Origin of the sequence: Halalkalibaculum roseum (assembly GCF_011059145.1) — a bacterium.
GTDB lineage: Bacteria > Bacteroidota > Rhodothermia > Balneolales > Balneolaceae > Halalkalibaculum > Halalkalibaculum roseum.
Genome location: NZ_JAALLT010000002.1, coordinates 341,605 through 353,937 on the forward strand (window position 1 = coordinate 341,605; position 12,333 = coordinate 353,937).

The following is a 12,333-nucleotide window of genomic DNA, read 5'->3' on the forward strand; positions in this document are numbered from 1 at the left end:
TGCTTTTCAGTTTTAATGGATTTAATAATCAAAATGGTAATAGACAGCCAATAATTTCAAGCTACAGATTCTGACTTACTCTCAATTAGGTGTTTTACCATTGCACTAAGAGCACTCTTCTCGAACAACTTTAAGTGAATAATCAGGGTAACCAATATACTGCCCAATGGTAACTAAATATCCTGACATCCTAAAGAAAGTAAAAACAGCGGTATAGCAGTCATAAGTAAAATGGTTCATTGATTTATGATGACTAAAACATCGAGTAACGGTGGCCGGAACCACTCGTCCCATGAACGTTCATTAGGATTTAACCCCAAATACCTATCTCAATTATTCTATGAAGAACTTGTTAAAAAACAGAATATCAGGATTTTCAATCGCTCTCTTACTGGCATTCTCAATTTTTGTTACCGGCTGTGATACAGGCTCGGATGCAAAAACGGGTACCATGACCGTTGAAATGACAGATGCGCCAATCGATACAGCCGATGCCGTTAATGTTGACATCGAAAGAGTAGAAGTAAACCGTGTAGGTGACCCGGATGGCTGGACCACCTTAAATGACTGGACCACCTTAAATGAAAAGAAGGAAACATATGATCTGCTGAACCTGGCAAACGGAGCCACAGCGGTAATAGGAAGGGCAGCATTGGAAGCCGGCACCTATCCGCAGATACGTCTGGTTCTGGCCGAAGAAGGTCATTCTGTGGAAGTTGACGGAAATGTCTATGACATGAAAGTACCCAGCGGAGCCCAAACAGGTATTAAGCTGAACATCAATGCTGAAATTGAAGAAGATATAGAGTATGTAGTACTTCTGGACTTTGATGCCAGCCGCTCAGTAGTACAAGCCGGTTCCAGCGAACAGGTACCTTATCTTCTCAACCCTGTTGTAAAAGCCAAGGAGAAGGCAATCACAGGCAATATTGAGGGAACCGTTGAACCGGCAGGTTCTGAGCCTGTTGTCTATGCTATTGATAATTCAGGCACCGAAGCCGATACACTGGCTTCCACCGTTGCCAATACTGAAGACGGTTACTTCAAGCTGATCGGATTGGAAGAAGGTACCTATGATGTATCCATCGATCCGAGAAATGACAATTACGCCATTGAAAATATCACTGATGTAAGCGTAACGGTAGAAGAGACCAACTCACTGGGTACCATCCAGGTAAGCCAGAACTAATGTGTTAATTCAATTCAACAAACAAAAGGCCTGCATGTAATTAAACATGCAGGCCTTTGCTATTTCCTTAAATTTATTTCAGCCGTTCAGGCAGTTACCATATCGGAATTGAACTCTTCGATACTGCTTTTTTTGATAGCTTCACCCATCAGGGTAGCAGAGGTACAATCATTGATGACTACTTCTACATAATCGCCTTTATTATAGTCTTCGCGATCGAAGACTACCATTTTATTGGTATCGGTACGACCGCATAGCTGTTCATCTGAACGTTTGCTTGTACCTTCGGCTAAAACCAAATGTTTTTTGCCAATCTCTTTTTTATTCAGTTCTTCCTGAATATTCATCTGCTGTTCAATGATTTCAGAAAGTCTTCTCTTCTTAACTTCCTCGGGAACGTTGTCTTCGTATTTACGCTGCGCCAGGGTACGACCTCGCTCGGAGTAGGCAAACATGTAGGCCAGGTCATACTTTACCTTTGCCATGAGCGACATGGTATCTTCGTGTTCCTCCTCAGTTTCATCACAAAAACCGGTAATGATATCTGTGGAAAGAGTTACACCCGGAATAATTTCTCGCATGGTGTCTATAAGATCAAGATACTGCTCGCGGGTATAAGGTCGCCGCATACGCTCCAGAACCTCATTATTCCCGGATTGCGCCGGAATGTGAATATAATTGCACAGGTTAGACTGCTCGGCAATGACGTGTAGCAACTCTTCCGGAAAATCTTTGGGATGCGGGGAAGAGAATCGAATTCTCATTTCCGGATCAACCTGACTAGCCTCATACATCAGCTTTGTGAAATCGTTATCTCCGTCAAGGTAGGAGTTAACATTTTGTCCCAGTAACGTAACCTCTTTATATCCCTGCTCGCTAAGCTGCTTAAGTTCATCCAGAATACTGCCCATGGGACGGCTCCGCTCGCGTCCTCTTGTAAAAGGTACAACACAAAAGGCGCACATATTGTCACAACCGCGCATAATAGTTACAAAGGCGCTGACGCCGTTTCCTGTGGTACGCACAGGCTTGATGTCGGCATAGGTCTCTTCCAGCGAGAGCAGTACATTTACGGCTTTTCTACCATCTTCAACCTCGGATAACAACTTGGGTATGTCACGATAGGCATCAGGTCCGACAACCATATCGACGAGTCCTTCTTTATCGATGATTTTATCACGTATCCGTTCGGCCATGCATCCGAGAACTCCCACTGTCAAATCATCTTTCTCTTTTTTTAGCGAACGAAACTCTTTCAATCGGTTCCAGACCTTCGTTTCTGCGTTCTCACGTATAGAACAGGTATTTAAAAAAATGACATCGGCGTTTTCTGCCTCCTGTACAGGCTCCATGCCTTCTTCGGTCAGGATGGAATTTACTATCTCCGTATCGGAGAAATTCATCTGACAACCGTAAGTTTCTATATAAAAAGTGCGTTGATTCAAGACTAGGTAATTATTTTGGTATTAAGCTTACAAATATAAGAAGTGCGTGACTACTTTTCTAAAGGTCGAGGTTTTCTGTTTACTTGTAAATTTAGAATTAAGAATTGAAAAGCAATTTTAATTAGGTCTTTCTTTAGAATCTAAAACAGTATTTTCCAGCCTCCAGCCTCCAGCCTCCAGCCTCAATTCGGCCAGGTTTCAGGCTTTTTACGCCAGTCAGCGAGGGTTTTTAGGTCCGACTCATCTACGTAGTCATTGTCTTTAGCCACTTCAATAAGCGTAGTATAGTCGGTGAGTGTATGTACGGGGACTTTGGCTTCTTCAAATCGTTGAATGGATTTATCAAAACCATAGGTAAAGATACTGAGTACTGCTTTGACTTCAGCGCCGATAAAACGAAGTGCTTCGACTACCGAAATAGCAGAGCCGCCGGTGGATATGAGATCTTCAATAACAATCGTGGATTCCCCTTTTTGAATACCACCCTCTATCTGGTTCCCCAAACCGTAGGCTTTGGCTTTGGCACGGACATAACTCATAGGTTTGTCAAGCGATCCTGCAACCCATGCAGCGTGCGGGATACCTGCTGTGGCTGTTCCTGTGATGACATCCACATTGTCATATTCACCCTGGATGAAATCAATGAAATGAGTAGCAATTTTTTTTCTTATTTCGGGATAGCGCAGGGTTAACCTGTTGTCGCAGTAAATAGGGGAGTGCCAGCCCGAAGACCAGGTGAAGGGGTCATTGGGACGCAGAACAACGGCATTAATTTCAAGCAGGTGAAGCGCTATTTCTTTTGCAAAATTTTGATCAATAATCATATTCATTCAATTTTCAGATGCTCAACTAGCAATAAATAGTCGGAGTTTAACAATCTTTTGTTATCTCAATATTATTTAAACCAAGCCGACGAGATAATTCAGTAAAAATAAGCATAAAAAAGCATAAAACCCTGCCAGTAAATCGTCAACCAGGATACCAAAGCCGCCGGGTAGCTTCTGCAGGTCGTTCACACCCAGGGGCTTTTTGATATCGAAGAATCGGAAAAACAGAAAGCCAAAGAGTAACAGGAGATAGATATTCATATTGCTTGATGCAAAGGGCAGTGCTATGAAAGCCATCCCTTGTCCGGCAAATTCATCCATTACCAGCGGGGAGGGGTCACCGCCCCATACTTTTTCACACTCTTCGGAGACCCAGATGGTTAAAAGGGAGCAGAGCAGGGTAAAGAGAGCCATACCGTACCAGGGAGTATACATACCCACAAAATAGATCGGGAATAAAGCAAAAAAGCTACCCCATGTCCCGGGTGCATTCGGCAAAAAGCCGGCATAAAAAAAGCTACCTATAATCGGTTTTAGTTTTCGCATTATGGTCATTAAAGAATATTTCTTTGTTGGTTAAAATGTATTCTACTCCGGAATATAAAGTTAGTACTACTATGGCCATCATTCCCCATTCGAGGATTCCCGATTGCATCAGCTCTCTGGAGTAGGTGCTGAGCCAAACATCCGTATTTATGAAAACCCCAACCATCAGCACCAGGTATAAGAAAATCATTTGAGCCATGGTCTTGAATTTGGCAGTGAACCTGGTCTTCATGGAAATATTGCGATGATCGGCAATCATCCGCATACCTGTAACGATGACATCCCTAAGTACGATGACACCCACTGCCCACCAGGGAAATTGTTCAGCATTAATAAAAGGCAGGCATATAAAACCTGCAAACGTCAGGAATTTATCCGCCAGGGGATCGAGAAAGACACCGTAGGCAGTTTGATAGCCATACAAGCGCGCAATGTAGCCGTCGAAAAAATCCGTAACAACGGCAACAGCAAAAATCCCGACACTAAGAGCCCTCCAAACTACTTCGTCCTGTATATATAGAAGCAGGAAAATCGGTGCAAGAATCATCCGTGTGGCACTCAATATGTTGGGTAATCGACGCACGGCACAAAGATAGCAATACTTTAAGAGAATAAAATGTTTTTTAGAATGACTGCAGACCTCATGAATGACTCACTTATTAAACCCGGCAAATTGAAATATTTTCAATGGATATGACACAGCATCGAAGAGCTTTCCCAACTTAATATCTCCGTCAAGCCAACAGATGCCTCAGATCTCTTCACGCAGCTTATATTGTAAATTAATTGATAAACGTCTTCGAAAAGCGTAGCGCTTTACCTATTTTCATTTCGTTTGAAACTATCATTTATATCAATACGAATGACCGGCATAATTATAAGTATTGGCAATGAATTGCTTATCGGTGATACAGTTAATACCAATGCAAGTTGGCTGGGTAAGTTTTTGGTCGATCAGGGTATTGAAGTGATCCGTATTCATACCATAAGCGATGATCTATCGATAGTCAGGGATACCATAAATGAGAGTCTCGAAGCGGCCGATATCGTCATAAGTACGGGAGGTCTGGGGCCGACGCACGATGATGTTACCAAAAAGGCGGTTGCGATGCTGTTTAATGCAGAAATGACGGTTCATAAACCGACACTTGGATTTATAAAAAAGATCTTTGAAAAGAGGAATATCCCTTTCAGCAAATCCAATTATGAACAGGCGGAAGTTCCCGATAATGCCGAAGTGCTGTTCAATAAACAAGGGACGGCCCCGGGACTTTGGTTCGAAGAACGAGATTCTTTACTGGCCGTTCTGCCCGGCGTACCCTATGAGATGAAAGAGCTGGTTAACCATAAAGTTAAACCCAAACTGGAAGCAATAACCGGTGGTAATGAGAAAAGATACTCGCGCTATCTGTTGACGTCCGGGGTGGGCGAGAGTACTTTGAGCGACAATGTCGTCGGGAATCTCGAACCTTTTCTGAACGACAATCTTTCGGTTGCCTACCTTCCGAGTCCGCAGGGAACCCGTATCCGTATCAGCGGCTATGGCCATTCCGAGGAAGAGGTAGAAGAGCATATGAAACCTGTAATAGATCATATTCTGGAAAAGGCTTCATATCTCATAGTCGGTGAGGGGAAAGAACTGACGCTAGGTGAAGCACTTGGCAACCTGCTACGAGAAAAAAAACTTACACTCGCCATTGCCGAAAGTTGTACCGGCGGACAGATAGCTGATAGTGTTACCAATATTCCAGGCAGTAGCGACTATTTTCTGGGAGGTATGGTAACCTATTCCAACAAAGCCAAAGTACAATTACTGGATGTGAGTGAAAATGATCTTGAACGATATGGAGCCGTCAGTAAACAGGTGGCTTTACAAATGGCTAGGGCAGCTGCCTCAAGTTTCGGTGCCGATATCGGTATATCCACCACCGGTATTGCAGGACCGGGTGGAAGCACCGAGGAGAAACCGGTGGGAACTGTATGGGTGGGTTTCTGGTCAAAGGATGATTATTTTGCTGTCAAGGCTCTTTTTACAAACGACCGGCTGATCAATAAAGAACGCAGTTCGGCTGTTGCCCTGGAAATTATTCGCAGAAAGATTCTGGGATATGAGAAACTTCCCTATGATTTAAAGCCCCAATATACCGATGCCTAAAAAGTTGACATATCTGATTGCTTTTTTGTTTTGCTTGACGCATGCGGGTATGGCACAAGTAGATAGCAGCGCTACAGATTCTATAGCGGTTGATACAACCGGTATGGGGGTAGGTATAGACGCAGTTACAGATACGACACGCAGCGATTCGGTTGCCTCCGATTCTGTGGAAAGCGTATTCAAAGTAGTACCCTGGAAGTATCACCGTTCGCTAGGCTCGGAACTGACAAGTTCAGACAGCACGTTGAGATGGCAGATCTGGCCCGACTGGACCTACAAGACAAATCGTGACCCCGGGGTAATATCTTATCGTCTCGGTACCATCGAGCGAAACAACGCTTTTTTGATTGATGCTCAAGAGCCTCGCTATCAGCGATTAAGCTGGGAGGGTATGAATTTAAATGATCCGGTCAGCGGCTCGGTATACTGGAACTTAATACCAACCCATAAAATCAACTCATTCTACAGCGAGGATAACGGTCTCTTTTACGATACCAATTTTTACCTGAGGCAGTACTATCTGAACCGCCCTTTGACCAAGCTCAACTATGAAGAGAGTAAATTCGATTATCGCAGTCTTGAATTTTTGGTAAGCCAGAACTTCTCGCAGAAGACTAATGTAGAGCTCAGTTACTGGGATCGCCGGGCAGGAGGGGAATATGGTAATTCCAATGTAGCAGGCAGACAGATTTATGCTCGTGTATTCCACCAGCTGGATCACCGGCAGTCGCTGAAGCTGAAATTTCTTAGTAACAAATATACTGCGGGAGAGCCTTTTGGATATGTAATACCTGAACCGGAAAACTTTCCCTTCGACCGCTTCATCGCCAGTGCCAACGAATCGCGTGCAGAATCGGTTGTCAAAGCCTCTAACTTCTCAATGAGTTATTACCGGCGCGGCAGGGATACCACTGCGGTTACCGATAACTTTCACACGGGTTTGTTTTATAATAACAGGGGACGTGAATTGGAATATTCGGCAGATTCTACCTCATACCAGATACAGTCTTTCGGTGGAAGTACCAGGAAATGGCTTGAGCTGAACCCCTTATCCCTGGAAGGTGGTGTTACCTACGAAATTTTTAAAAATAAGAACCGGTCAAGTTCAAACCTGGATCAGGGTACCTGGAGTCTTTTTGAGGCGGATGGATCGGCAGTTTTTAAACCGATTGATTTCTTCGAGGTAAACGGCGAAGCCGCATACGGCTATAGATCAGATGGATTCGACTCGTACCGGGTTGAGGCAGGTGCCGGTCTTTACGTAGGTGATGCCATTACGCTTGAGGTAAAAGCATCCAGCGGAACGATTATGCCTACTCCCCAACAATTATATTGGAATTCGACAGAATACCGTGGCGATGCTGCTTTGGTCAACGAGGAAGTAGAGGAGGTGATGGCTCGCCTGAGCCTGAGACCTTTTGATACCATTGAAATAGGTGTAAAAGGTCAGGTAAAGGAGTTGAAGAACAGTATTATGGTAGGTACTGACAGCAGCTTTTATAATTCACCGGATTATAGATCGCTGGCGGTGACACCATATTTTAACTTTGAGAACACTTTTTTAGAACTTTCGGGGTCTGCCACTTACCAGCAATTTGAAAATAGCTCTTCTCAGCTCTTTTTGAATGAGAATGAAAGAGTTTGGTTGAAAGGAAGTCTGTATGTTAAGGGATATTTGTTTGACAGGGCTACCTATGTCAAAGCCGGTTTTTCCGGAATGATGTCACCGTTTCGTTATCAGGCGGCAGATTATAACCCTGTGCTAGACTTCTGGCAGCCTTTGAGTGACGATTCATTGCTGCCGGTTTTCAATCGTCTTGACTTTGATCTTTCTGCCCGGGTACGTACCATAATGATTCTACTGCGATGGGAAAATATACTGGATGATGTCACCCAGCGCGGTTATTTTGAGACAGCCGGTTACCCAATGAGCCAGAGAAGATTTATCTTCGGTATTCGTACATTTTTTAGAAATTAACATTGATTCACATCATTACTCCATGAGCTTAGGTTATGTTATCAAAGAAGGAATAGCGGGGCTCAAAAGAGCCAGGCTTGCCTCATTTACATCAACGTTCTCACTTTTTGTTGCCGTTTTGCTGCTGGGGATATTGGGCAGGGTAGCCTATAACGCTTATGAAGTGGCGCAATCGCTACAAAAATCCATCGACGTAGAGGTATTTCTGGAGGATCTTGACCAACGAACTACCGACGAGTTGCGTAGCCGGCTTGCCGACCAGGAGATGGTTCAAGACCTGACCTACATATCAAAAGACAGTGCTGCGGCAATATTCAAGGAGGAATTCGGGTCGGGTGGATCATCCCTTGCTGAGCTGAAGTTTTTACCGGCCTCTTTTAAACTTAAGATTAGTCCTGATGCTGATATCCAACGAGTTGATTCACTGGTGACGGCGATCGGGGAGTACCGCGGAGTTGATGAGGTCGAATTTAATCAGCAGCTGCTCGATTTAATGCAAACTCGATTCAGAACCGTTGCCATTGCCGGTTCAGGTATAGGTATTCTGATACTGCTCGTCTCGCTCATTCTGGTATTTAATACCATACGTCTTACCATTTATGCCAAGCGTGGATTGATCAAAGCAATGAAGCTGGTTGGAGCTACCAACAGCTTTATTAGGCGTCCCTTCGTTGTTGAAGGCATCTTGCAGGGGCTTGCTGCAGGCACTCTGGCTACCGCACTTACCTTCGTTATCTTCCAGTATGTATTACCCGAATACATACCACAATTCGGCATTCTTAGCTGGCCGTTCGGACGGTGGTATTATCTCAGCGGGGCCATGATATTACTGGCCATCATGATGGGTTACTGGGGCAGCCAGTGGGCAGCGCGAAAGTTTATCAGGGAGACATCTATATCGGAATAACCTGATCGTTTCAGATTAGAAAATTGATCATTCTGAAATCCACTTCCTAGCCCACTTGCTCTCCTCAAAAGGGAAGGCCTTCACCTCAACATTTGGAAATAATTTATCGGCTGCTTCAGCTACTTTTTGCATCCACTGCTGGTCGGTAATAATGGCCTCTTTTTCAATCTGTTTCCAGTGCTTGATGCCAAACTTGATATCTTTCAGCACGGCTTTTGGAGACATGCCACCGTATGATTCCAATTCGGCATACAACCGGATATTTTGAAACTCTTTTAGCTTGTCTTCACAGAAAGAGGCAATTTTATCAAACTCTTCTTCTGTCAGCTTTCCGTCAATTTTTATTCCTACGACGTTACCACGTTGAAAGTCTATCAATTCGACCATAAAAGATGTGGTTGATTGAAAATAGTGCGACAATATTCAAGCACGTAACTAAAGAAAAAATAGATGCTTGATCAAAGATATTATGACATCTTTGTAGTGTTATTCAGTTATGCTGAAAATTAAAGTCCGTTTTATTGGAACCGAAAAACAGATCTATTAATACCCTTGCTGATATTGAACCATTTAATAATTATCTCTAAAAAGTAGATTTTATTCTATTTAATGTTAAATTGAAGCAACTAAGCATCATTTACTGTTTCTCCGACTGATGTCCACCTCTAATATTAGCTAACCCTAAAATCAGTATGCCGTCATCATATCTGCACTATGATATCATAGAAAAGCTGGGCGAAGGCGGCATGGGCCTCGTTTATTTGGCCAAAGATACCAAGCTGAATCGCTACGTAGCCTTGAAGTTTTTGCCAAGGCACATTTCAAACGATGAAATTGAACGAAAGCGCTTCAGGCAGGAAGCTCAGTCAGCTGCTTTTCTAAACCATCCCAACATTGCCCAGGTCTATGCCATTGAAGAGGTTGATGACCAGCTTTTTATTGTATTGGAGTACATTGAGGGTAAAGAACTTAAAGAACTGGTTGAAGAGGAAACTCTTACGGTAGATGAAAAGTGGGAGCTGGCGCTGGAAATTGCACAGGGAATCAACGCCGCCCATAAGAAGGGGATTGTTCACCGTGATATTAAGTCTCGGAACATTATGATCAATGAGTCGGGAACAGCTAAAATTATGGATTTCGGATTAGCCAGGATGGAAGGTGCTGATCGAATCACCAAGACAGGGACTACCATCGGTACTACGGCTTATATGGCACCCGAACAGCTGACCGGTGAGGAAATCGACATGCGCTCTGATATTTGGTCTTACGGTGTGGTGCTGTATGAACTCTTTACGAAGTCTCTTCCCTTTGATGGTGCCTATGAGCCGGCCATCATGTACGCTATCACTGAAAATGATCCGGTACCAATTTCAGATCACCAAAAAGAGGTTCCTGAAAGAATTGTCCATGTAATTGAGCGATGCCTTGAGAAAAATAGAACATACCGGTATCAAACATTTGAAGAAGTGTTGAATGATCTCATTTCTGAAAAAACCACTCCTGTTAAAAGGCCGCATCAGACCACTTCAAAGAAGAATGCTGCAAGTAAAGACTACACCGGTTATCTCGTAGCAGCTGTTGCTGCTGCGGTGTTGCTACTGGCTTTTATCTATATCAGCCGGGATACTAACTTAAATCTGACGGGTAACAGTATACCTGATAAAAAATACCTGGCCGTACTGCCCATAGAAAATATCGGGGAGGATCCCGATCTGCAGGTGCTCAGTGTTGGTTTGGCGGAAACCTTTTCTTATCGACTTTCAGAACTGGAAAAGTATGAGGAGTCATACTGGGTTACTCCGGCCGGTGAAATCAGGAAGGAGAATGTGAGGAGTGCCACACAGGCTCATAAAATATTCGGTGTGAATCTTGCCATCTCGTCCACGATTCAAGCCTTTGGAGATTCCACTCGTCTCATTCTTGAACTTGTGGATGCTGATAACATCCGAAGGCTTGAAACCGTACAGATAGTAGTCGCCTCGGAGAATCTGGCTTCGCTTGAAAAAGATGGCATCAAGGCTATGCTTGCGATGCTGGATATACAAATCAATCCGGAAATCAATCAGACTATCAACCAGGGAGATACGTCCGACCCGGAAGCTTATGAGTATTACTTAAGGGGAAGAGCTGCTTTGCAAATGTACAATTCACCCGACAGCCTTAAACAGGCGGTCGAGCTATTTAAAAAATCAATTGCTCTGGATCCTGAATTTACACTAGGCTATTCTGGTCTCGGTGAATCCTATTGGCGTCTTTACCAGGATACGGGAGAAGTACCCTACGTTAGTCAGGCAGAAGATGCTCTGAATGAGGCTCTTGAACTAAATGAAAACCTGGCCCAGGTCCAGATGCTGCTTGGCCTTCTTAAATCAGGAACGGGGAACTACAGGGAAGCAGAGAAGATATTTGAAAAAGCTCTTGAAATGGATCCAAAACACACGCCGGCTCTGCGTGGTCTTGCCGGTGTATATGCAGAAATGGGAGATCCGAAAAAGGCTGTGGAAACTTACCGAAAGGCCATAGACCTAAAACCTGAGTATTGGGAGGGGCATAAAGGGTTAGCCATACACTATCTCAGTACCGGCGATTTTGAAAATGCGATTAAGGAGTTCACAATGGTAACCCGACTTACTCCTGACAATAGCTCGGCTTATTCCAATTTGGGTGCAGCCTACTTATATAACGGTGAAAATGATCGGGCCAGGGAAATGTTTGTTAAATCCATGTCACTGGAGAAGAATTCAGCAGCTGCCAATAATCTTGCTTATCTTTACTTTACCGGGGGTAAGTATCAACAAGCTGCCGAAATGTATGAGGTAGTTTTGCAGGATTATCCCAACAGGTACCAGTATTGGGGTAACCTGGCAGTAGCCTATGAGTACAGCGGGGAGGAGAAGAAGTCGGAAGAGGCCTACTTGACTGCTATAGACAGGGCCAAGGATCAGTTGGAGGTAAATCCCAGAAACGCGGAAGTGTTGGCTGATCTGGGTGCCTATTATTCTGATGTTAAAGATACTACACAATCCCTTGAATTTATGAGACGTGCTTTAAATGTGGATTCGGAAAACATCATGGTCAGGGAGCGGGCGGTTTCTACTTACGAGAGCCTTGGCATGCGAGAGGAGGCCTTGAAATGGATTAATGCATCTATCATCACAACTATTGAAACACAGCCTGAGCTACAGGATTTAATCAAGGACCCAAGATTTCGGGAGCTTGCTGAAAAGTTCAAGGAATGACCCTGATCAGTTTGGTAAAATCTTTTTTTGGAAAATTCACCCTAACT

Annotated in this window: 10 protein-coding genes; 5 read left to right on the top strand and 5 right to left on the bottom strand. The window is 43.9% G+C overall.

Annotated elements, in window-relative coordinates; genetic code table 11:
* Positions 1–340: 340 nt before the first annotated feature.
* A complete protein-coding gene (locus G3570_RS05625; RefSeq protein WP_165140157.1) occupies positions 341–1,189 on the top strand; it encodes a DUF4382 domain-containing protein in 849 nt (282 codons plus the stop codon).
* A gap of 86 nt (positions 1,190–1,275) precedes the next feature.
* Here the strand turns inward: G3570_RS05625 and miaB are convergent, their stop codons facing one another.
* From miaB to G3570_RS05645, 4 genes are all read right to left on the bottom strand, one after another.
* Positions 1,276–2,634: a tRNA (N6-isopentenyl adenosine(37)-C2)-methylthiotransferase MiaB gene (miaB, locus tag G3570_RS05630; RefSeq protein ID WP_282958222.1), complete on the bottom strand. Its 1,359-nt coding sequence runs from the start codon at positions 2,632–2,634 to the stop codon at positions 1,276–1,278.
* A 182-nt stretch (positions 2,635–2,816) separates the two neighbouring features.
* Positions 2,817–3,458, bottom strand: coding sequence for an orotate phosphoribosyltransferase (gene pyrE, locus G3570_RS05635; RefSeq protein WP_165140159.1), 642 nt, complete (start codon positions 3,456–3,458; stop codon positions 2,817–2,819).
* A gap of 75 nt (positions 3,459–3,533) precedes the next feature.
* Positions 3,534–4,007 carry a phosphatidylglycerophosphatase A family protein gene (locus G3570_RS05640; protein ID WP_165140160.1) on the bottom strand — a complete coding sequence of 158 codons (474 nt, stop codon included), beginning with the start codon at positions 4,005–4,007 and terminating at the stop codon, positions 3,534–3,536.
* Positions 3,979–4,590: a CDP-alcohol phosphatidyltransferase family protein gene (locus G3570_RS05645; protein WP_346267219.1), complete on the bottom strand. Its 612-nt coding sequence runs from the start codon at positions 4,588–4,590 to the stop codon at positions 3,979–3,981. Before G3570_RS05645 ends, G3570_RS05640 begins: the two co-directional genes overlap by 29 nt.
* Positions 4,591–4,869: 279 nt before the next feature.
* Between G3570_RS05645 and G3570_RS05650 the strand changes: the two genes are divergently transcribed.
* From G3570_RS05650 to G3570_RS05660, 3 genes are read left to right on the top strand one after another with little or no spacing between them, the layout of a single operon-like run.
* The gene (locus G3570_RS05650) at positions 4,870–6,162 is read left to right on the top strand and encodes a competence/damage-inducible protein A (protein ID WP_165140161.1); all 1,293 of its coding nucleotides are present in this window, start codon (positions 4,870–4,872) and stop codon (positions 6,160–6,162) included.
* Between the two features lie 49 nt (positions 6,163–6,211).
* Positions 6,212–8,140 (top strand): putative porin, encoded by a 1,929-nt coding sequence (locus tag G3570_RS05655; protein ID WP_165140162.1) that lies wholly within the window; start codon positions 6,212–6,214, stop codon positions 8,138–8,140.
* A 22-nt stretch (positions 8,141–8,162) separates the two neighbouring features.
* Entirely contained in the window at positions 8,163–9,047 is an 885-nt protein-coding gene (locus tag G3570_RS05660; protein WP_165140163.1) for a cell division protein FtsX, read from the top strand.
* A gap of 27 nt (positions 9,048–9,074) precedes the next feature.
* On the opposite strand, the gene G3570_RS05665 is transcribed toward G3570_RS05660, so the two are convergent.
* A complete protein-coding gene (locus G3570_RS05665; RefSeq protein WP_165140164.1) occupies positions 9,075–9,434 on the bottom strand; it encodes a SpoIIAA family protein in 360 nt (119 codons plus the stop codon).
* Between the two features lie 305 nt (positions 9,435–9,739).
* On the opposite strand from G3570_RS05665, the gene G3570_RS05670 reads away from it, so the two are divergent.
* Entirely contained in the window at positions 9,740–12,286 is a 2,547-nt protein-coding gene (locus tag G3570_RS05670; RefSeq protein WP_165140165.1) for a serine/threonine-protein kinase, read from the top strand.
* Positions 12,287–12,333 lie beyond the last annotated feature (47 nt).